Origin of the sequence: cyanobacterium endosymbiont of Epithemia turgida isolate EtSB Lake Yunoko, assembly GCF_000829235.1 — a bacterium.
Classification (GTDB): domain Bacteria; phylum Cyanobacteriota; class Cyanobacteriia; order Cyanobacteriales; family Microcystaceae; genus Rippkaea.
The window spans coordinates 1,730,825-1,754,742 of sequence record NZ_AP012549.1; the positions used below are offsets into that span (position 1 = coordinate 1,730,825).

General features: G+C 32.7%; 14 protein-coding genes and 1 pseudogene. 12 read left to right on the forward strand and 3 right to left on the reverse strand.

Features of this window, described 5'->3' with window-relative positions; genetic code table 11:
- Positions 1-888: 888 nt before the first annotated feature.
- The 5 genes and pseudogenes from ETSB_RS05315 (at position 889) to ETSB_RS05330 (ending at position 9,227) form a co-directional block, all read left to right on the forward strand.
- Positions 889-1,269, forward strand: a complete 381-nt coding sequence (locus tag ETSB_RS05315) for a phosphomannose isomerase type II C-terminal cupin domain (protein ID WP_044106752.1) — start codon at positions 889-891, stop codon at positions 1,267-1,269.
- Between the two features lie 1,320 nt (positions 1,270-2,589).
- Positions 2,590-5,049 (forward strand): ATP-dependent DNA helicase RecG, encoded by a 2,460-nt coding sequence (gene recG / locus ETSB_RS05320; RefSeq protein WP_044106753.1) that lies wholly within the window; start codon positions 2,590-2,592, stop codon positions 5,047-5,049.
- A gap of 1,688 nt (positions 5,050-6,737) precedes the next feature.
- Positions 6,738-7,229, forward strand: a complete 492-nt coding sequence (folK, locus tag ETSB_RS05325; protein WP_044106755.1) for a 2-amino-4-hydroxy-6-hydroxymethyldihydropteridine diphosphokinase — start codon at positions 6,738-6,740, stop codon at positions 7,227-7,229.
- Between the two features lie 15 nt (positions 7,230-7,244).
- A pseudogene (locus ETSB_RS09300) lies at positions 7,245-7,774 on the forward strand (NUDIX hydrolase).
- 28 nt (positions 7,775-7,802) lie between these two features.
- The gene (locus ETSB_RS05330; RefSeq protein ID WP_044106756.1) at positions 7,803-9,227 is read left to right on the forward strand and encodes a cryptochrome/photolyase family protein; all 1,425 of its coding nucleotides are present in this window, start codon (positions 7,803-7,805) and stop codon (positions 9,225-9,227) included.
- A 2,110-nt stretch (positions 9,228-11,337) separates the two neighbouring features.
- On the opposite strand, the gene ETSB_RS05335 is transcribed toward ETSB_RS05330, so the two are convergent.
- Complete coding sequence (locus tag ETSB_RS05335; RefSeq protein WP_044106758.1) at positions 11,338-12,207, reverse strand: amino acid ABC transporter substrate-binding protein; 870 nt, start codon at positions 12,205-12,207, stop codon at positions 11,338-11,340.
- Between the two features lie 36 nt (positions 12,208-12,243).
- Positions 12,244-13,281, reverse strand: a complete 1,038-nt coding sequence (locus ETSB_RS05340; protein ID WP_044106759.1) for an AI-2E family transporter — start codon at positions 13,279-13,281, stop codon at positions 12,244-12,246.
- A gap of 1,288 nt (positions 13,282-14,569) precedes the next feature.
- Here ETSB_RS05340 and ETSB_RS05345 point away from each other — a divergent pair.
- On the forward strand, positions 14,570-15,025 hold the full coding sequence (locus ETSB_RS05345; protein WP_044106760.1) for a hypothetical protein: 456 nt from the start codon (positions 14,570-14,572) through the stop codon (positions 15,023-15,025).
- Between the two features lie 155 nt (positions 15,026-15,180).
- Here ETSB_RS05345 and ETSB_RS05350 read toward each other — a convergent pair whose 3' ends face one another.
- Positions 15,181-16,569, reverse strand: a complete 1,389-nt coding sequence (locus tag ETSB_RS05350; RefSeq protein WP_044106761.1) for an NAD(P)/FAD-dependent oxidoreductase — start codon at positions 16,567-16,569, stop codon at positions 15,181-15,183.
- A gap of 788 nt (positions 16,570-17,357) precedes the next feature.
- On the opposite strand from ETSB_RS05350, the gene ETSB_RS05355 reads away from it, so the two are divergent.
- The 6 genes from ETSB_RS05355 (at position 17,358) to ETSB_RS05380 (ending at position 23,487) form a co-directional block, all read left to right on the forward strand.
- Positions 17,358-17,858 carry a DUF2231 domain-containing protein gene (locus ETSB_RS05355; protein WP_044106762.1) on the forward strand — a complete coding sequence of 167 codons (501 nt, stop codon included), beginning with the start codon at positions 17,358-17,360 and terminating at the stop codon, positions 17,856-17,858.
- Positions 17,858-18,499, forward strand: a complete 642-nt coding sequence (locus ETSB_RS05360) for a DUF2231 domain-containing protein (RefSeq protein WP_044106763.1) — start codon at positions 17,858-17,860, stop codon at positions 18,497-18,499. The genes ETSB_RS05355 and ETSB_RS05360 overlap by 1 nt, the downstream gene beginning before the upstream one ends.
- Positions 18,500-18,561: 62 nt before the next feature.
- Complete coding sequence (locus tag ETSB_RS05365; protein WP_044106764.1) at positions 18,562-19,449, forward strand: cytochrome c oxidase subunit II; 888 nt, start codon at positions 18,562-18,564, stop codon at positions 19,447-19,449.
- 124 nt (positions 19,450-19,573) lie between these two features.
- Positions 19,574-21,253, forward strand: coding sequence for a cytochrome c oxidase subunit I (locus ETSB_RS05370; RefSeq protein ID WP_084220199.1), 1,680 nt, complete (start codon positions 19,574-19,576; stop codon positions 21,251-21,253).
- Between the two features lie 70 nt (positions 21,254-21,323).
- On the forward strand, positions 21,324-21,926 hold the full coding sequence (locus ETSB_RS05375; RefSeq protein ID WP_044106765.1) for a cytochrome c oxidase subunit 3: 603 nt from the start codon (positions 21,324-21,326) through the stop codon (positions 21,924-21,926).
- A gap of 46 nt (positions 21,927-21,972) precedes the next feature.
- Positions 21,973-23,487, forward strand: a complete 1,515-nt coding sequence (locus tag ETSB_RS05380) for a GMC oxidoreductase (RefSeq protein WP_044106767.1) — start codon at positions 21,973-21,975, stop codon at positions 23,485-23,487.
- Positions 23,488-23,918 lie beyond the last annotated feature (431 nt).

The following is a 23,918-nucleotide window of genomic DNA, read 5'->3' on the forward strand; positions in this document are numbered from 1 at the left end:
GCAGGATAGGAACCTGGAAAAACGATAATAATGAGTGCAGAAATAATTGCGATCAGATGAAATCTTCTATTTTAATCTTCTGACTAAGATAAATAAAAGACGGTATCTCAATTGGTCGCCTCTAGAATTTTTCGTAATTCGTAATTATTTAAAAATAAATAAGCAAGCCAGATAATTACTGATTGCCAAACCTAGAGTCAGCAACAAAAAGTAAGTTCCTATTTTGTAAGCAAAACTTACTTGACCGACGAGCAATCAGCTATTTTGACTTTTAGCCATAACGAATCAAATAGTTTAAAGGTTGAAATTGTGACTAGCTAGTAAGTAAACTTAAATAGCTTTCTATGCTTAATTCCCTTACAATTGCTTGATTACGGGAGTTGGGCAATAAACTAGCTGATAATAACATACGTTTATCCCCAAAAAACTCATAATTGACCAGTTAATTGAGTTATAAACAAAGGACGTCAAAATAATATCTTCCGTTGTTCCTAGGAAGGATAAAGGCTAAGGCGATCACTCGATAATCATTGAATTACTATGAAATCTTTCATTAGCCTTTAGTTGAACCAGAACAAATTAAAGGTTAATACTGGTGGTTCAAATTTTACCCGTTTACCAATGAAATTTTCACCAAAATAAGCATTAATATAAAAGGATATAAAGTGTTTTCTAATACTTATCAGGAGATATATTCGATGATGAGTGATGAGGTCCCTCTATGGTTTGCAATCTACTGTCTAGGGTTAAATTAAGAAGGCTAACCAATGAGGATCAGTATTTTGCAGCAACGGGATATACTTAAAAAAGTTGGTCAGCTTGAGTTTTATGGTGAACCTATTGCCAATAGCGTGGAAGTGATTCAATGGATAAACTGTAGGGAGAATCATGAGTAACATATCAAAATCTCAAACAGCCACAACTATGATGACTAGAAGGCCCCCATGGGGAACTGTAACTGTTTTAGAAAAGGGGAATGGTTACTGCATCAATCGCATTGTAGTTCAACCTGGAGAGCATATCAGCACTCAAATGCACTATCATCGTAGTGAACATTGGATTGTTGTTTCAGGAACTGCTAGGGTTATTTGTAATGAACAAGAAAAACTTCTCAAACAAAAAGAATCTACCTATGTTCCCATGAATACTCGTCACCGTATTGAAAATCCTGGAGTGATTCCGTTGGTGATGATTGAAGTGCAAAATGGAGAATATTTGGAAGACGATGATATTATTCGTTTTTCAGGTTCTACTGAACTTATGGTGTAGGATTAACCAGTGAAATACAAAGTTCATAAACTTCGGAGCTAGAAATTAACAAAATTTTTAGAGCCATAGGTTATCCTTTGAATCAACTTAACTTAAATTGATTATTAATACTTTTTTCAATCCAATACCCAATTATTTCATAAATTTTTGAGGACAATAGACAAGCTTTTTAACACCAAATTAATTAATTAATTCTAATAATTTTAATGGCCCGTCTTATTTTTTATCAAAAATATTTCGTCAATCTATTTTTATAATTATTTTTTTAAAAAGGCTTTCATGTTTTCTTGTTTCTATAATTTTATGATATCAATCTCGAGAGAGACGGCTTTCTCTACCCAAAACGAATCTCTCATATTTAATTCATTAAATTCATAAAGTTTTCTGATAGCTCAACTATAATAATCACAAGTTGCTGTTTGGTCTTAAGATCTTATTCATTGAATTTAGTTGAGTATTTAATGCTATTGATCTAAGCTAAGTAAAGCTGCCGATTCTAGCATGATTTGATTAAAATATAAAACCTGCTATGATGCTAACCATTAAGCTTAGCGAAAGCTAAGCTTAATGGTTAGCAATAATACTTGGTATTGATATTTTTATATTATAAATTCGAAATTATTATTATTCAGAATAAATAGATAAATCCACTACTATGAGCTAGTACTATTCCCAACCTTCTCTTAAAAAAGTACTCAGCTATGATATAAAATTTTATAGATTATAAAGTTGGTAAATTAATTTTATTTAAATTTAAATCTTTTTAACTAAACCGCAAAGTTAAATTAGAGAAATCAACAATTAACAGTACTCAAAACTATTTCTAGATGATTACTAAATCATACAAAAATTAAACAACAATTCTGATAATAAAGATTGTGTCCTAATTCTATCAGATTTATCTAAATGTTAAACGTTGGTATTATTTTAACGAATATGAATTTATTTTTTCTGAATATCAATTAACTATTCAAAAATAGTTAATTGATATTCAGAAAAAATAGTTGGTGGTACAATAATAACTTATCTTTAGGGATTGCTTTGAATTAACTATTTTTGATTAAAATCAGGGAATCCAGAAATATATTTAGAGTTAAAATAATGTTCCAAGTTTGTAAAAAAGGTTCGATGTTAACTTAAGGTAAAAAACAAATATATTGTTTATATTAAAAACAAACAAACTTTAAATAAGTTAATGTTAAAAAATTTTCAACATCAACTTGATTTGATATCTCAAATACAATATCTTTAGATATAATAATTAATTATCACATGTAATTTCTTAAAAAACCATTTTTTTAAAAAAATCTTTAAAGAACAATGTCTACGGAACTATCAGATTGGATACGCTTAGATAAATCTCTCTCAATTGAAGCAGAAAGCGGTTACACTGACCTTCAAGGAAATCAATATCGTTTTAGTAAATTTTTATGCCTTAATTTTGGTAAAACTCCTCCTCCAGGGACTTCTCTTAGCAATCGTAGTCACTGGCAGAATTTTGCAGTTAAATATGCTCAATATCCTAAATTATCTCTTTCTCAACGTCAGAATTTAATCAGCAAAACTCGACAGTTTTTATATGAACTTAAACTTTCGTTAGAAACTGCTGCTGAACCACCTCCTCCTAAATTACCGCAAATTGTTTCTGTGGCATATAAGCAAGCTTATCCCCACAAAGTTACTTTAGAGCAATCCCTTAGTACTTTAGCGGAAGTAGGACACAAAAAAGGCGAATTACTAAAAAGACTAGGATTGTTTACTGTTAAAGATATACTGTTTTATTATCCTCGTGATCATATTGACTATGCCCGTCAAGTAAGCATTTCTCATCTTAATCCAGGGGAAACAGTAACAGTAGTAGGAAGTGTGAGAGGATGTAATTGTTTTACCAGTCCCAAAAATAAAAAATTGAGTATTTTTGAGTTAATTGTACGAGATAATACCGGAAAAATTAAACTCAATCGCTTTTTTGTAGGAACCAATTTTACTAATCGTAGTTGGCAAGAAAAACAAAAACTACTCTATCCTTTAGGCTCTATCATTGCTGCTTCAGGATTAGTCAAAAAGAATAAATATGGCGTTACTTTAGACAACCCAGAAATTGAAGTTTTAGATAGTTTTGGGGCAAGCATAGAATCGTTAAAAATTGGGCGTATTTTACCATTATATACCTTAAAAGAAGGTATTTCTGCTGACTTAATTAGACGGGTTCTTGTTAGTTGTTTAGGAGCAATCAAACAAATTAGAGATCCCCTTCCCGTAGCCTTAATAAATCAATACGGATTAATTAAATTAAAAGAGGCGATCACTAATATTCATTTTCCTCAAACTACTGATCTTTTGACTCATGCCAGAAGACGGTTAGTTTTTGATGAATTCTTCTACTTACAAGTAGGATTTTTACAACGTCGCCAAGAACAAAAAAAAATGAAAACCAGAATAGTTTTTGTTCCAAAAGGGAAATTAATAGAAGACTTTAATAAAATATTACATTTTACTTTAACCAGCTCACAAAAACGAGTAATTAATGAAATTTTAGATGATTTAAACTTATCAACTCCAATGAACCGCTTAGTACAAGGAGATGTAGGATCAGGAAAAACAATTGTTGCTGTTTTTGCTATATTAGCAGCTATTCAGTCTGGTTATCAAGTTGCTTTGATGGCTCCCACAGAAGTATTAGCAAAACAACATTATCTAAAATTAGTATCTTGGTTTAACCTTTTATATTTACCTGTTGAATTACTAACTGGCTCAACAAGAATAGCTAAAAGAAGAGAAATTTATAGTCAATTGATAACTGGAGAATTACCTTTATTAGTGGGAACTCACGCTCTTATTCAAGACAAAGTAATCTTCAAAAGATTAGGGTTAGTAGTAATTGATGAACAGCATCGATTTGGGGTAAATCAACGGGCTAAATTATTAGCTAAAGGTGAATTTCCTCATGTTTTAACTATGACAGCTACTCCCATTCCTCGGACCTTATCATTGACTTTACATGGAGATTTATATGTTAGTCAAATTGATGAATTACCTCCAGGAAGGCAGCCTGTTCAAACTATGGTATTAATTGGTAAAGAACGCACAAAAGCTTATGATTTAATTCGGCGAGAAGTCGCTCAAGGAAGACAAGCTTATATTATTCTTCCCATGATTGAAGAATCAGAAAACTTAGATATTCGTGCTGCAGTAGAAGAACATAAAAGATTATCAGAAACTATTTTTTCTACGTTCAATATTGGATTACTACATGGCCGTATGAATTCAGTAGAAAAAGATCAAGTTTTAACTAATTTTCGAGATAATAAAAACAAAATTATTATTTCAACGACGGTAATTGAAGTGGGTGTTGATGTACCTAATGCAACGGTAATGTTAATTGAAAATGCGGAACGGTTTGGACTGTCCCAACTACATCAATTAAGAGGAAGAGTAGGACGGGGTTCTCATAAATCCTATTGTTTTTTAATGAGTAATAGCAAAACTACTAATGCACGGCAACGGTTAAGTGTGTTAGAACAGTCCCAAGATGGTTTTTTTATCTCAGAAATGGATTTAAGATTTCGTGGACCAGGAAGTGTTTTGGGAACCCGTCAATCAGGATTACCTGATTTTGCTTTAGCAAGTTTAGTTGAAGATCAAGAGATTTTGGTATTAGCCAGAACTGCTGCGGAAAAGATTGTTATAGCCGATAGTTATTTAGAAGAAATGCCATCTTTGAAAAAGGAATTAGAACAACGCTATAAAAAATTAATGGGAGCAAGTATATTAACATAATGATTGTCGTATTAAAACATTTAATAATTTAATGATACAGTTCTTTAATTTAACCAACTGTTGAGGAGCATGTTCAGCCTTATTAGCAGCTTTGTTGTTATTAACAATTGTTATAGGAGTCAATTTATTGCCAGACATTGGATTGCTAATAACAAGACTATCATGGCTAAGCAGTATTATAAGTATTACGATTGAGTAGAGTATTTATTTTACTACTTTAAAACTTTTTGGGTACCTAGATAAGCTTTACTAATATAAATTTTTGCTTTGCTAATATTTGCATAAAGTAAGAAGGTATTAGAAGTTGTTAAACTCCTATTGGGGAGAGAGAAGTTAGGCGAAAACTATCAAAGTTACTGCTAGATTTAACTCCATTCCTAAAGTTATAATTTCCTTAGTGGATATACCAGAAAAACAAGGGATTATATCATAATATTTTACTGCGATTATATAAGAAGTGATAAAAATCAAACTAACAATCATTTCTGAGATTGTTCCTTATCGCTTAGTTTATTGATTAAATTATCTTAAGAGAATAACTAAGAATAACCCCAATAGATACGGTCAAAAAAATTTTTAAAAATCCTCTGTACATTACTAAAGTAGTGATTTAAGTACCTAATTTAGCGACTTATGGAGTAGATATAATAATATTGCGGTCGATACTAATCTTACTTTTGTTATCGGGAGTTAACTAAATATAATATAACTAAATTAGTCCATTACTATTTTTAGTTTTAAATTCTAATATTTTTTATAATTTGTAGAATATATAAAAAAATAAATAATATTTAAATTTAAAATATTTAATTGCACAAAAATTTTAAATATTTTTTAAAAAGGTAAATTAATTTGGGAAATATAACAATCATAAATAAGTGCAGTAGTTAGTATTAACTACTAGCTTGGTACAGGTAATTAGTTTATTTAAAGTCAACCTAAAAATAGTTTAAAAAATATAATCAAAAGGTAGTAAAATCGAGTAAAAACTATCATATTACTAGAAATATAGTAAAATATAAATATAAATATAAATATAAATATAAATATAAATATAAATATAAATATAAATATAAATATAAATATAAATATAAATATAAATATAAATATAAATATAAATATAAATATAATTTCACTAAGCTAATTTAGATAAAATATTAATAATATTAATATTTTCAATTGATGTTGTCAGTATAATATATTTTTTACTCTCATTTTCTAAATATAAAATGATTGTTTTTTTAGGTTTATTTGGAAAGACTTAATACTCAAAAGTGTTAGTGACTATAGCATCACTATTTAAAGTTATAATTATAAGTTTGATACTTTGTTTGACGTCTTTATGTTGTTTGAAAACTTTAATCAACATTCCATGAAAATATGGATAATGCATAACTATAAACAGTAGATACATCATAAGAAGAATTTAGATCAATTTACTTAACGCATCTAAAATATAAAAGTAGTTTTCATAAAATCCTGAAAAAGTCTAAAAAGATATGACTATACAAAGTTAGCTCAAAAAGTTTTACAAAAATTTATTTCGAGCAAAGAGTTTTTTAGATATTTATTAATTCTAGATAATTATACTTAACCGGAAAAAGTGGATTAAACTCCCTGTCAAAATGACTTAAAATCAAGGTATATAATATTATAGGTTTGCCTAACAATTTTTTAATCAAAAATTAATGAACAAAATTCAATGTGCGATTGCTTTAGGGAGTAATTTAGGCAATTCTCTCAATATTTTAGAAAAAACTATCCAAATTTTTAACCAATTATCAGAAGTACATCTTAAATCCTATTCCCATTGGTATAAAAATATCCCCTTCGGACCTCCTCAACCAAATTATCTAAATGGTTGTGCTATTCTAGAAACCTACCTAGTTCCTGATAAGTTGTTAGAAACTTTACTCAAGATTGAACGACAATGGGGACGAGTACACCAAGAAAGATGGGGACCAAGAACCCTAGACTTAGATTTACTATTGTATGGAGATTTAATTCTAAAAACTGATACGCTCCAAATTCCTCATCCCCGTATGATACAACGGGGATTTGTCCTAATTCCTTTAGCAGAAATTTCTCCTGATTGGGTGCATCCTCTGAGTAAAAAGAAAATCGTCCAGCTTCTTGACGAGGTAGACTGTTCTGGAGTTAGTCTTTACCAACCCAATTAACTGATATATAAATTCATGTTTGTCTTCAATGAATATCCTACCTATCTACGGTAACGTCTATTTTATCATAGGTGCAAATTTAATTTTGATGTTCATTTCTTTCCCTAGGTTTACATAATGGGGTTGAGGGGGATGGGGAATGTATTCGTCATCCAGGAGGAGCGTTGGCTGTTTCTGTTACATTAAAGAGTAAACTGGTCTTGGTTGAGTAGTACCGTTTTGTTGTAGAAGGACAATTATTAGAATTGATCGCTGAAATCTTAGAACTAGATGAAAAAGTATTAGAAACTATTAAACGTAAAATTCAAGGAGAGACGGTGTATCGTACTAATACCTAGTATTTATGAGGTAAATTTCTTTTAACTCCTGGTTATTCTGATGAGTATATTTATATTTTTTAGACACAGGATTTAGAAAAGTTAAAACACCTTCCAGAACAAGATGAAGAGGAATATACTGAAGTGGTGTTAATGACGTTTTCGGAATTTGAAATAGCTATCTTAAAAGGAGAACCTATTGAGGCTCAATCCATTAGCATTTTTTAAAAACCACAACTATTCTTAGATAAGATCAATGGCTAATTTGATTATTTTTTGGCACCGTAAAGACTTACGAATCTCTGACAACATTGGCTTATCCAAAGCCCGTCAGCAAAGCTCTAAAGTGATTGGAGTATTTTGTTTTGATACTGACATCTTAGAACGGGATGACATTGCCCCTGTAAGGATAACTTATATGATAGGTTGTTTAAAAGAATTAGAACAAAAATACCGAAAATTAGGTAGTAAACTACTATTTATTCAAGGCAAACCCAATCAAGTTATTCCGCATTTAGCAGAAAGTATTCAAGCTGAATCAGTATTCTGGAATTGGGATGTTGAACCTTATAGCAGAAAACGAGATAAACAAGTTATTGAAGCTCTAGAAGAAAAAGGGATTAAATCTCAAAGTTATTGGGATCAACTGTTACATCTTCCTGAACAAATAATGACTAAATCAGGATATCCTTATAAAGTTTATACTCCTTTTTGGAACAAATTATCACAACAAGAAAAATATTCTATTCCTGATCCTTTAGATAGCTTGGAAGGATTAACTGAGATAGAAATAGAACAAGCCCAAAAAGTCGGTACGATTGAGTTACCATCGGCGACAGAATTAGGGTTTAACTGGGGTAATTATTTACTACTATCACCAGGAGAAACAGCAGCTAAAGAAAGATTAGAATTTTTTTGCAATTACGCAATTAATTCTTATCAAGAAAATCGAAATTTCCCATTTATTGAAGGAACTTCCCAACTGAGTGCAGCCCTTAAATTTGGCGCAATTGGTATTAGAACTGTTTGGCAAGCAACAGTTAGTGTTTATGAAAATAGTTGTAGTGATGAAGCAAGAAAAAATATTGAAACCTGGCAAAAAGAATTAGCTTGGAGAGAATTTTATCAACACTGTTTATATTTTTTTCCTGACTTATCAGAAAGACCTTATAGAAAAAAATTTGAAGCATTTACTTGGGATAATAATGAAGATGATTTTCAATGTTGGTGTGAAGGAAGAACAGGATATCCTATTGTAGATGCGGCAATGAGACAGTTAAATGAAACAGGATGGATGCATAATCGTTGCAGAATGATTGTTGCTAGTTTTTTAACTAAAGACTTAATTATTAATTGGCAATGGGGAGAAAAATACTTTATGCAAAAATTAATTGATGGTGACTTAGCTGCTAATAATGGTGGATGGCAATGGAGTGCATCGACTGGAATGGATTCTAAACCATTGCGAATTTTTAATCCTGCAAGTCAAGCACAGAAATATGATCCTAATGGAGAATATATTCGTCAATGGTTACCTGAATTAAATTTTCTTGATACAGAATGTTTAGTAACAGGAAAAATTTCTCCCCTGGATTGTTGTAGTTGTGGTTATCCTCAACCAATTAAGAATCATGAACAACAACAAAGAGAATTTAAACAACGATATAATAAAGTTAAATAATTATAACAAAGTATTTCTACAATGAAGAAAAAAGTGGCTAATGAATTGTATTTAGGTGAATTTTATCGATAATCTTAATTTATAATTAAGAACGTAAACGTAAAGCGATCCAACCATTCAAATTTCCTCTTAGTCTATTAATATACCCTTTAAATAGTTTTTGAGAACCATCAAACCCTAAATTTTGTTGTCTCCTAAAATTTTATCAATAGCGAGCTCCGTTGTTTTATCAAGGTTAATAGCTAATATTCTCGTCTGAATAAAATTTTTAAATTAATCAATTATAATATAATAGTTTTATCTTATAATTGAGCTCATTAGTAGTTGATTGATCGCTCTCCTAAATATTTTTAAAAAATGGGCAACATTTATCCACCTGAGAGTTATACATTTACAAATTACATCTATATTGTCTGGGCTAGATAAAGTGATGGCTATATATAAAACAAATTTAAAATTGCTCAATAATGAGAATAAACAAATGTTTTTATAAATAAAAAGACTAAAATTTAGTCTTTTTATTTTCAAATTAAATATCGTAGTCTGAATATTTTAACTCAGCGATTAAATATTAAGTATAGATTTCTAAATCATATTCAGATCTTAGTTTGCTATGATAGTTTTAATACTATTTTTTATTTTGACAATTTTATACATTGCTTGACTTTTAATAGCCTATAAATTAGGAATTTAAAATAATTAATCGTCATATCAAGAAATCTGACCCTTATTTTTTTATATAATTTATACTTAAAACTGGTACTAAAGACAATAGTAGTTTCAGTACTTAAGATAGTAAATAGTTGAGAAACGGCATAAATAGTGACCTTATTTGGTAAATAATAAACTTTTTATTAAAGTTAATTAAATCTGTTAATAAAAGAGCATTTTTTATAGATGTTACATTGTTATCAATTAGTATAAATTTATTATCACAATTTTAAAAAAATTTATAATTAATACACAACTAATATTATAAGTAATTCATCAAACTATCTTTAGAGAGAACTAAATTAAAACTACCAATAATACCTGAACTAAAATTAAACTCTCTAAACACAGTGAGGTAGATCAACTTGAATAAGTCTAGAATAGAAAAGTTGCTAAAAAAGAGCGATTACCGAATACTAGTATTCTTGAAAATTTGGCTACAGTTGACTTACGAGCTAACAATTTCTTTCAGAACGAGAATAAAAGAGAAAATTTTATGTTTAGATTTAATAGGATGAAAAGTTAAATAAATTACAGACTAGGTGAAATTGTTAAAAAATACGATACAAAAAACAACTTTTAGGTGGATTAGTCAAAGAAGAGAATAAGTAAGAAAGGAGAAGATATAAAGTATCTTAAAGAACCTTGATAAAAAGATAAATTAACTGATAACAATACTTTTTTAAATAAAAGGTTTTCTGTATGATTTTTATTATCAAGTTTACAGGAAAAATGGTTCTTTTTCGTACTGAAATTGATGTCTTATTCATTAGTTAAATATATCCATCGCAAAAGTATTAGTAATAGAAACAATAGAAAAAATAGGCTCTATTGTCGTGAAATAAATAGGGAAGTATATTTATTTGATAAACCTAAAGTAGTTAGTTTTACTAGCTATTCAACTAATTTTAAATACTTATTAGGCTCGATATAATACTTTATTCCTAAACGTTTTTTAGATTAATTAATATCAAAATATGTCATTGAAAGATGTAATTTTTTTTTACTTTAACTAGTGCGTTTCCTAAAATGAAAGTACTTCTTAAAGAAGGTAAGCATCCTTAATTTAAATCGTGAGATAATAGAGAGAGATGTAGCTAACTAGATATTGATTAAAGAGATTATTTTAGTTAATTCAATAGGTTGTACGAATTCTAATCATGATTTTAATAGTATTAGCAAAGGGAAAATACTGATTTTTAAATATAAAGCAGAACAATAATTGATTAAATTAGGTATTGATTATACAATTAACGATTTAGAAGTACTATTTGATAAGCTCGATAGAAAAAGAAAATTATTAGTTGGTTGCAATAATTAATTATCAATTTAACTACCTAATAGTATTCCAACTTGTATCTTCGTTCAAACTATAGAGGGATTATAAAATCCTAGCTTATTAGTTATTTTGGTTGAGTTGGGAGTGGCAAAAATTTTCGATCACCTCAATTTCATAAAGAACCCCACTAAACCACTTTTTAAAAATTTTGCTCAAGTTACCATCTGTAATCACAGAATTAACAAATTCTTGCCATTGAGAGTCATTATTGGGCAGTATTAGTCCATATTTTTTACAATTAAAAGGCATTTCAGGAACCAGAATGTACTCTTTTCCTAAGTCTAATTCTTGTAAAATAACTTCACCGATTAACAGAATGCTATCACTAGCAAAAGCATCAATTTTTTCTCCCTGTAAAGCTTGTATTCCTCGAAATCTTCCTGTAATCCCTTGAAATTTTACAATATTAGCTGCTGGATACTTTGCTTCTATTAACTGTTGACTACCTGTATTATCGAGGACTCCAATATTAACTCCTACTAAGCTATCATTGAAATTAATATCATTCTGTTTTTTTTTATTAATTAGAAGTTGAGTGCCTGTTGAGAGAAAAGGGTTAGAAAACATAGCATTTAATCCATAAATTTTACGGATTACATTTGGTCCACATTCTAAATGAATTATACCATCACTAACTAGTTCAAATCGATTCAAAAAAGTTGATTTATATAATCTCACTAAGATAACTTCTTTATTTAATTTTTCTTTTAACTTTTCTCTCAGAATGTAGATCAAATCTAAACAAACTCCAGCGAGATTATTATTTGAATATCTATACCCGAAAGGAACTGCATCTTCCCTTATTCCAATTTTAAGTAACCCTGTACGAACAATTTCGTTGAGAATGGATTTAGATTGTGCCTTTACTGGTGTAGAACAAGATAGAAGTAAGGTTAAAATACTCAGAAATAGCAAGCTTTTTGAATTCATTTTTTTATTTTATGAGAAAAACAACCCCACAATTTATCATACCCAAGAATCTAAAATATCTTTAAATAAAACTTCATCAATCCAGGTTTTGGCAACAACAGTTAGGGGAAGAGCTAATAATAACCCCAATAAGCCAAAAGATTGAGCAAAGAAAATCTGTGCCATTAAAGTAACAGCAGGTAATAGAGAAACTTGTTTAGCCATAATCGTTGGTGTTAGCCAGTAACTCTCAATATTTTGAATGATAAAATACCAGATTAAAATTGCCCAAATTTTCCAAGGATCGTCTAAGAGAGCAACCATGACAGGGAAAATAACGCTAGAAGCTGGTCCAATATTGGGAATAAAATTAAGTAATCCAGCCAACAATGCATGTACTAATACTAGCTTAACCTGTAAAATCAATAAACCAACTCCACTCAGAATACCAATAAATAGACAATTAATAGTAATGCCCATTAGCCAATTCCCCAGAGCAATCTCTGATAGATTTAAAATTTCATCCACTCGACGGCGATAAAAAGATGGAAAAATTTTTAACAAAAAATTTCGATATTCTTGAGGATTAATTGTTATCATAATTGTTAATACTAATACAAAGAATAATTGAAATATGGCTGCTACTGAATTAGAAAAAAAAGCAAAAAAATTACTGAATATTTTGGTGAATAAAGGTTGTAATTGTTCAATAAAATCTCTCATGAAAGAAGGAGGAAGAATCCAACCTGACCGAAACTGTTTTTGTCCTAATAAAATAAAATTTTCTCGAAGTTTTTCCCAAACTATGGGGCTCAATTCCAGAAATTTATCAAATTGTCCAATAAAAGGTGGAACAATTAATAATAAAAATAGACTAGTTAATAAAGAAATGACTAAAAGGATAATCACAACAGCCATATTTCGTTCTATAACCATTCTTTTGATCTTTAATTTTATTAACCATTTAATAAGTCGGTTAAGTGCAGTAGCAAATACAACTGCTGTAAATACCAATAATAAAAGTTGACGTATTTCCCAGAGAATATAACCGGAAATTACTAAGCTAGAGAGTCCAAGCCATTGACCAAGTTTCACGAGTTTATTAGACTAATAAATCTACATTATTGATTATTTTAATCATAAAATTTAACTCAAGTTTTAGCAATACCAAAAATATAGTAATGTAGGCAATCACCATAAATCTTACCTTATATAAAAAATAAAAATAGAGAATTTTTCATTTAATATCAATCTTTTTAGGAGTAATTTATTCCTTAATTTTTTCCAGGATTATTTTACATAGTTCAATACAACTTAACATTTAATTATTTTTCATAAATCCCTAAAAAATAAGTTATGTTTAAAATTAGTCGATCTAAATAGAGGCTAATAACTAGCATAAGGTACAAAAAATACTGAATATATTCTTGGTTTATATCGTTTTATTTTTATGTATATAAAAATATATTAAAGCAATTTTTTAAAAGTCTCCGGCATCTAACCCATGCTAACAATTAACTCAAGGACTATAAAATATAGGGAATTACTCTTATCAGCAAGTCCTTGAGAACTTGCTGATAAGAGTAGTGGACTAAAAGTTGATGTCTAGACAAGCTTTAACCTGGCTAATATCGAGCTAAAAAGCCTGATATTACAGTGTTATTTAATTAAATATTAATAGCAAAAAGCCTATCTATATAAATCAAGAAATTAATGAATATAGACCAGGTAATTATGATAAAGCACTAGGTCAGCATCAAGAATTTATTTAACGATATAAATACAATTGTCTACCTAGTTTTTAATAAAAAACGGATTGGTTTTACTTTAAAATATAGATTTTTTAAAATAGATTATGAGAAGGCTTTAGAAGTAAATTATTTACTATCTAGTACAGAAAAAGCTACTATTTAATAGTGCCTTAGTTCGTGTAAAATTAAATAATCTTTAAAGACATAACTGCTAATCTAACCTAGTCTATCGCCTCAGAAAAAGTTAATGAAATAAGCTATTATAGTAGTGGTTGTTTCTATAAAATGGGAATTCTCAAGTTACTCTGAACTATTTCACTGAAATCAAGAAATAATTGCTTTAACTCCTAGTCAACCCTATACCTAGTCTTAATCGGGGAAAAGTTTACTATGAATGTAAACTCATACAAACTGCTTTCTACAATTTACGGGCTGTCCTTAGCCGTTTGAAAAGGCTACATGGAATGGTGACTTATCGTTAAACTTTAGTTTTAATCCATTAGTTGTAAGAAATCGTTAAACAATTTGGCTGCAATCTGATTTTGCAAACTACTCCTAAACCCAGAACTTTCATACAAATAAAGAGTTTGCTATAGTTTGAACAGCACATAATAACTAAAGAGAAAACTACCGTGAAAAAAACATTACTATTACTTGCTGTATCTTTGGGCGTATTAGGAACACCAGCGAAAACCTTAGCCCATGCAATGCAGACTAATTATGTGTTTTTAGAAGAATTAGAATTTCAGTCATTTTATAGTGATGGAGAACCGGCCAAAAATGCTAAGGTTTTAGTTTATGCCCCGAATAATCCCGATCAACCTTGGATAGTAGGGAAAACTGATAAACAGGGCCGCTTTTCCTTTCTACCTGACAATTCTATTCCTGGCCAGTGGGAAGTGGAATTTGAACAGGAAGGACATGGGGATATTTTAACAGTTCCAGTCAGCGAAAAGGGAGTCGATATTGACAAAATTAGTCAATCTAAAAAAAAGGACATTCATTATATTTCTCTCAATCCTTGGCAATCTCTTTTCATTACTAGTGGGGTTGGAGCTATTTGGTTTCTTGCCTTAAAAAAATTTTAAATCTTGCTAGATTTTTTTCTATTATTGATGTGAAACTAGCCACCCTTAATAATTCTCAAAAGAGATAACCCAGCCATTTACTTATGATAGAAGCATAATCAATCATCACCCTATCCACTAAGTGTAGGTGTTAAATCCCTCTCAGCTGCCATTAACTATGAGTTGGAGTCAACCTTTAAATTAACTTCCACATGATGGGCAGCTTCTGTTTGATAAACAATCGTCTCATGATCATCCTCAAGCTTGATTTCAGGATTTTTTCCGGGTGTAGTGATTAAACGCGCACCCTTGCTATCCGTGAAATAACTCCACGCCCACTGAATCATGACAATTATTTTATTGTCAAATTCGAGTAAGTAGAATACATGGATAAATAGCCATACAAACCAAGCGAGAAACCCAGATAATTTAATCCAACCCATATCAACAACAGCCCGGTGTTTTCCAATCACTGCCAAGTTTCCCCAGTCAGTATATTTGAAAGGAGATAAAGGACGGTTTTGAAGACCATTGCGGATAAAACGCGCTACATATTCTCCTTCTTGCATGGCAACAGGGGCAACACCAGGTAAAATTCCGCCTTTTCCATCAGAATAATGAACCAAATCCCCAATGACAAAGATATTGGGATACTTGGATAAGTTGAAGTTAGGTTCAACCATAACCCGTCCGACTTTATCTAGTTGAGCCCCAGCACAATCAGCTAAGGTCTGGGCCATAGCAGACGCTTTCATCCCTGCTGTCCAAATGACCGTGCGAGTGTGAATGCGGTCGATGGTTTCGCCCTGACTGTAAGTGACTAATTGACCCTGAATATCAATGACTCTTGCACCAGTTTTGACTGTTACCCCTAATTGTTCTAAAGATTTCTGAGCTTGAAGGGAGAGATCAGAAGGATAGGCGGGTAAAATATACTGAGGACTTTGTAATAGTATGATTTTAGCTTGAGAAGTATCAATGTTGCGGAAATCCTCTTTTAGGGTTCCATGGGCTAGTTCGGCTAAAGATCCTGCCAATTCTACTCCAGCCGGACCCCCACCCACTAAAACAAAAGTTAACCAATCTTTTCTTCTTTCAGGGTTAGGTTCTTTTTCAGCTGACTCAAAGGCGATAAATACCCGCTGACGAATTTCTAGGGCGTCTTCAATAGTTTTCAGTCCAGGAGCCTTTTCTTGCCAGTCATTGCCAAAGTATTGATGGGTTACTCCTGTAGCCACAATCAGAGAATCATATTCAATTTTTCCGTAACGGAGTTGCACCGTTTGCCTTTCGGGATCAATACTGGATACCTCTCCCATTAGCACCTCTGTATTTTTGTTCTTACTCAACAAAGCCCGTAAAGGAGAAGAAATATCAGCTGGGGATAATCCTCCCGTAGCTACTTGATACAGTAATGGTTGAAAAACATGAAAATTACGTTTATCAATCAGGGTGACTTTAACGGGAGTTTTGGCAAGTTTTTGAGCAGCATATAGTCCACCAAAACCACCACCAATAATCACAACACGATGAAGGTTAGTTTGATTTCTTTTTTGATTAACCATAGGTTTTCGTCTCTTCTTTTATTAGGTTAGTCTGGAAATATTTTCATTGATATTTAAACAAAACTGGTAAATCTTTAGACAAATTTTGATTTAAGATGTGCTTAGAGATTAAATGGCATATTCAAGTGATTCTTGAGAGTATTAGGTAAGTCTAAGTTTATATATAACTATAACATAATAGGCTAATTAATTTGTAAAAATTTTAAAGTAAATGTTAATATTATTTGATTCTTAGAAAGATGATTGATTACCAAATGTGGTTAAAATCCGAGTTAATCTATGTAATTAGATTAATAATTTTTTTTAAAAAACCGTGTTGCTAGCAATAATAGAAGCGATATCAACGTAGTATTTTTATAGGTTTTATTAAGGTAGAATTGATGAAGATAACAAATGTAATTTGTAAATAATATTGAATCAAAAGATAATTAGATTTTTAGGTTTTAAATTCACTCTATATTTAGAGGATTTAGTACCCTTACTTCTTAAAGTTTAAAGTATTTAGTTATTCTTTGAACAACTTTGAGTTGTTCAAAATAAATATACAGTATTTTTTAGGCAATGCATATGCAACACAATCTGTCAACACAACAGAAAAAATCAAATAATGACAATATAAAATTTTGACTGTGCTTTGTATAAGTCTGAAGAAGATTTAGATTATACTATTTTTGTGTTCATTTGAAAGTAATAAAAGATACAAATATTTTTTGATACATCTCTTATACTCCGTTATTGAACAACTTCAGAAATGTACTGACAGGTGAAGAGCTGCCAAAAGAGTATCTATGTTTAAATATCTTCCACCTTTAAATGACCATAATCTACCCTATCCCGATACTATTCATCCCATCGTTGTACATTTCGTTATTGCAATGGTCTTGTTTGCCTTTTTATGCGACATAATCGGTCACTTTACTCGTAATACTCGTTTATACGAGGTAAGCTGGTGGAATATGTTAATAGCTACCGTTTCTATCTTTGTAGCTATTATTTTCGGTCAATTTGAGGCAGGTTTAGCCCAACCTTACGAAGTAGTACAGCCCGTATTGCATCTTCATACGCTGATTGGTTGGTCATTATCGGCAATTATTGCGGCAATTACAGGATGGCGTTATGTAATTCGCTCAACAACCCCTGACAAGCTTCCGGTTCCATATTTAGGATTGGTATTAGTTTTAGTGGCAATTGTTGGTATTCAAGTATATCTCGGAGACAAATTAGTCTGGGTGTATGGACTCCACACTGTCCCTGTTGTTGAAGCCATTAAGAAGGGAGTTTTACAATAATGAATTCTGAAGTAATTGATAAATTCATAGCTGATTTAGGCGCAAATGGACTACCTTATTCAATCCCTATTCACCCCAATCTAGTTCATCTGACTATAGGATTGTTTATAGTTGCTATTACTTTTGATATCCTAGGGGCAATGTTTCGGCTCCAGAAACCTGTTTTTAAATTCCTTGCCATTTCCACTACTCGTAGCAACTTCTTTGATGTCGGTTGGTATAATCTGTTAGCAGCCTCGATCATCACTATTTTTACTGTTGCAGCCGGATTTTACGAGATGATGTTGGCCAACCCCATCGCTGATGTTAAAAGTGCTTGGGGACTTGGGGCAATGAATACCCTGTTGTGGCACGGTGTAGGGGGAGTATTTCTTCTTGCTTTCATGATTGGAATGACTGTATGGAGAGGATTCCAACGGTTTCTATGGCGTAAAGAAAGAACCATCCAAGTGCAGTGGACTTATTTAGGGGTAGGTATTTTTATGTTATTTCTGCTGTTTCTTCATGGAACCTTAGGGGCGCATATTGGCGCAGAATTTGGGGTACACAATACAGCTGATCAATTGTTACAATCAGGACAAGAATCTCAGTTATTGACCTCAGAATTCAACTTTCTCAAAGATGATAAGTCAAAATTATGACATTTTTGAGTAAAACTCCTATTGATTAAGGATTACTTTTGTTGTTCTGGTATTTATTAATTATGAGAGTTCGCAATATCTTATTTTTGATTGTTTATGCAATTGTCTTAACATTGATTAGTCTTGGCATGGGGAAAGTTTCTTATTCTTGGTTCCCCCCCCAAGCTTCGGCAGAATCTCTATTAATTGATGAATTGTTTGCTTTTCTTGTTACTTTAGGAACTTTTATTTTCTTAGGAATTACCGGAGTAATTATCTACTCCGTTATTTTTCAAAGAGCAGATAAGTATGATTATAGTGATGGTCCTCATATTGAAGGAAACGTTCCCCTAGAAATTGTTTGGACATCTATCCCCATCCTTTTGGTATTTTGGTTAGCGGGATATAGTTATCAGGTTTACGACCAAATGGCTATTCGCGGTTCAATAGAGCTGAACTCCTTACCAATGATTTCTGGACAAACTGCTATTGTTATTCCAGAACCTAGTCAAGCCATTGAAGTGGTTGCACAACAGTGGTCTTGGGTATTTCATTATCCTGAAAGGGATGTGACCAGTACGGAATTGCATCTCCCTGCAAACCAGAGAGTACGTTTGAAATTAAAATCAAAAGATGTACTGCATGGCTTATATATTCCAGCTTTTCGAGTTAAGCAAGATATTGTTCCTAACAAAACCACTGACTTTGAATTTACTCCCATTAAGGAAGGGAAATATCGCTTAAGAGACTCTCAATTTAGTGGAACTTATTTTGCTACAATGCAAACAGATGTGGTGGTAGAATCTCCTGAAGCCTACGAAAATTGGTTATTTGAAGCAGCAAGACGCGAACCGTCTCCCGCAAATAATGTTGCAGCTTCAGAATATATCCAAGAAACAGAAAAAAAATTTCAGAGTGGCTGGCCAACAATTATTCCAGCAGAACCGCCAGTAGTCAACTATCCTACCTAATCTGGGTTAGTGGTTCACAGCCCAAAATATACCCTCGATGATTTTCTCCTCTTATCGAGCATTTGTATTTGTAACCAGCATCCGATGATGATAATTAGCCGAATTTAATGTCAGGAAAAAATGTATGACAGATTGTCAAAATAAAGACACAAACATTATTGTAGAAAGTTGCCCAGACCTATCTGCCAGGAATTGGCGAAGATATTTCAGTTTTAGTACAGATCATAAAGTCATTGGAATTCAATACCTAGTTACTTCTTTTGTTTTCTTTCTCATTGGTGGAATCTTCGCCATGATCATTAGGGGGGAATTAATTACCCCGGAATCAGATTTAGTTGATCGCACTTTTTACAATGGAATGTTCACTATGCATGGCACTATCATGCTGTTTTTGTGGACATTTCCCTCATTGGTCGGGTTAGCTAACTATTTGGTTCCTATTATGATAGGAGCAAAAGACATGGCTTTTCCTCGTCTTAATGCGGCTGCCTTTTGGATGGTTCCCGTGGTGGGAATATTGATGTTAGCCAGCTTTTTTGTCCCCAGTGGATCAGCCCAAGCTGGTTGGTGGTCTTATCCTCCGGTTAGTATTCAAAACCCTACGGGACAGTTGATTACAGGGCAAGTTCTCTGGTTATTGGCAGTGGCTATTTCTGGAATCTCCTCGATTATGGGGGCGGTCAATTTTGTGACTACTGTGGTCAAAATGCGTGCCCCTGGAATGACCTTTTTTCGGATGCCAATTTTTGTTTGGGCAGTTTTTAGCGCACAAATTATTCAATTATTTGGCTTGCCGGCTCTCACCGCAGGGGCAGTGATGTTACTATTTGATGTCACCGCAGGGACCAGCTTTTTTGACTCCTCTCGAGGAGGAAACCCGATCTTATTTCAACACTTTTTCTGGTTTTATTCTCACCCTGCGGTCTATGTAATTATTCTGCCAATTTTTGGTATTTTCTCAGAAATTTTCCCTGTTTATTCCCGTAAACCTTTGTTTGGGTATAAAATTGTTGCAATTTCTTCGTTACTCATTGCTGGGGTTAGTGCCTTAGTTTGGGTACACCATATGTATGCTAGTGAAACCCCAGGTTGGATGCGGATGGTGTTTATGCTGTCTACGATGTTTGTGTCAGTTCCCACCGGAATTAAAGTGTTTGCTTGGGTGGGTACTATGTGGGGAGGAAAATTACGCCTAAGCACCCCTATGTTATTCGCTTTGGGGGCATTAATCATGTTTATTTTTGCTGGCGTAACGGGTATTATGTTGTCAGTAGTCCCCGTGGATATTCATGTAAATAACACCTATTTTGTTGTAGGACATTTCCATTATGTCCTTTATGGAACAGTAACAATGGGAATGTATGCCGCTATTTATCATTGGTTTCCTAAAATGACAGGGCGAACATATCGTGAGAGTTGGGGTCAGCTCCACTTCTGGTTAGCTTTTATTGGTACGAATTTAAACTTTTTACCTATGCACCTTTTGGGGTTACAAGGAATGCTGCGTCGGGTAGCTTCTTATGACCCTGAATACACCTTTTGGAACGTGGTAGCGAGTCTTGGAGGGTTTTTATTAGGAGTGTCTACATTGCCTTTTATCGTTAATATGGTTAGTTCTTGGATACAAGGACCGATCGCCTCAAATAACCCTTGGCGTGCTATTGGGTTAGAGTGGATCATTTCCTCTCCTCCTAGTATAGAAAATTTTGAAGATTTTCCTGTGATTATTTCTGGTCCCTATGGTTATGGTAAACCAGATCAATTAGTTGCTAATGAGGAAGCAATGCTAGGACATAGTAAATAGTGAACAGTTAATAGTTTTTAATTGTTTATATTAGTTTTTTATTCCCTGATTTGAGAATTTGGAGAGTATAATGGACAGTTCAGTTTCTTCAGGACAATTGCATGGGGCAATAGGAGAACATGAACACGATGCGGAGGGCAATAGTCTCTTTGGCTTTGTCGTGTTTCTTCTATCAGAGAGTATTATTTTCCTCAGCTTTTTCGTCGGATATTGTGTTTACAAAACTACTGTGGTTGACTGGCTACCGCCAGGCGTGACAGGACTAGAAATAAGAGAACCTGCTATTAATACAGTGGTTTTGGTGTCTAGTAGTTTCGTTATCTATATTGCTGAAAAGTGTTTAGAAAGCAGTAGATTTTGGGCTTTTCGTTTTTTCCTATTAATGACTATGGTTATGGGAACCTACTTTTTGGTTGGACAAGCGCTTGAATGGAGTAATCTGGAATTCCGCTTTAATTCTGGCGTATTTGGGGGAATGTTTTATCTCCTAACAGGGTTTCATGGGTTGCACGTTCTCACAGGTGTTATTTTACAAACTTTGATGTTAGGTCGTTCCTTTTTACCAAATAATTACCAGGGGGGACATTTTGGCGTGATGGCAACCTCTTTATTCTGGCACTTTGTTGATGTTATTTGGATTATTTTATTTATCTTAATTTATCTATGGCAATAGGTAATAGTTAATAATTAATAGTTAATAGGTAAGTATAGAGGCAATTATGATTATTGATGATCAACATTATGATGTAATTATTGTTGGTACGGGGGCAGGAGGAGGAACTTTAGCTCATAAACTAGCTCCTACAGGTAAAAGAATTTTGATTCTGGAAAGGGGAGACTTTATGCCTCTGGAAGAACAAAATATAGCTAACGTTGATGTTTTTAAGAAAGAACGTTATCGAGCGCCAGAACGCTGGTATAGCAAAGATGGAGAAGCATTTTCTCCTCAAACAAATTATGCTGTTGGTGGAAATACAAAAATCTACGGCGCGGCATTAGTTAGAATGCGGGAAAAAGACTTTGAAAATGTGGAACATCAAGAAGGAATTTCACCCGCTTGGGGGCTAAAATATAGTGATTTTGAACCCTATTATACCGAAGCGGAAAAACTTTACATGGTTCATGGACGAATAGGAGATGATCCTACTGAACCTTTTCGTAGTTCGGATTATCCTTTACCCCCGATGGAGAACGAACCCCAAATTCAAACGATTGTTGATGAGATCACTCAACAGGGGTTACATCCCACGGCACTGCCTCTGAGTTTAACTCGCGCAAAAGATGATCCTACGGGAGACTCGGAAGTCTTTGGTATTGTGCCGGCATTGAAACATTCCAATGTGACACTTAAAACCTCAGCCAAGGTAGTCTGTTTACTTACTAATTCTTCAGGAGAAGCAGTTAGAGCAGTAGAAGCCAAAGTTTGCGGTGAATCTTACCTATTTTTTGGCGATATAATCATATTAGCGTGCGGTGCTATCAATTCATCAGCCTTACTGTTACGTTCTGCTAATCCTAAACATCCTAACGGATTGGGGAATAGTTCTGATCAGGTAGGGCGTAATTTTATGAAACATCATCAAACCGCGATGGTAGAATTGAGTGTCAAGTCAAATTCGGGACAATTTCTCAGAACAGTTAGTATCAATGACTTTTACTGGGGTGACGAAAATTTCCCTTACCCAATGGGTCATATTGAGAATACAGGGGGACTGCTTCAAGATATCATTTTTGCCGAATCCCCTCCTATTTTATCGGTTTTAGCCAAAGGTATGCCTGGGTTTGGACTTGAACAGTTAGCGAAACGATCTATCGGTTGGTGGGTGTATACAGAAACCTTGCCGGATCCCAATAATCGTGTAAGAATCAGCGGGGATAAGCTATATGTTGAATACACCCCGAACAATATTGAGGCACATGATCGCCTCATTTATCGCTGGATAGATGTGTTAAAAAAGGGAGAAAATAAGCTAGGAAATTCTGTTTTTGAAAAGCTAGCAGTTTACCCCCGTGGGGAAGTGCCTATACAGGCGGTTGCTAACCAATGTGGGACTTGTCGCTTTGGGGAAGATCCGGCTAATTCTGTTCTTAACTTCAATTGTCGTACTCATGATCTTGAAAATCTTTATATTGTTGATAGTAGTTTCTTTCCATCAAGTTCAGGGGTTCCCCCAGCATTAACAATTATTGCTAATGCATTGCGAGTGGGCGATCATTTGATAGAGAGGTTTTAGTGAAAACCCGGAAATTCAAAGTCAATATTGCCCATAAAGTGGTTTTAAAGTGGGGATGAAGACAAATCTTCTTTTAATCCCCATCTGGAAAAGCAAAAAATATGACTTCAGCCTTTGTTATTATTTTGATTCATACACAAGTAGCAAAAGACTCTTTCTAAAATAGAAATTACAAACCAGTTAAATATAAACATAAAACATTAGACTTTTAGAGGACTTGGGAAAATTATTATACGGGCTGATGGTATTACTATAAAGAACTTCTACGTTTTTTTTAAGTGACTTTATTTTTTCTGAATCTTCTAAACTTTTTCTGAATATTCTAAACTGAGTATGATTGGTTGACATCTAATAATTTCTAAAACCTTTATTCTGAGTGTATTCTATAACTAGAAAAAATTTAATCTCCATAAAGATCAAGTTTTTTTGAT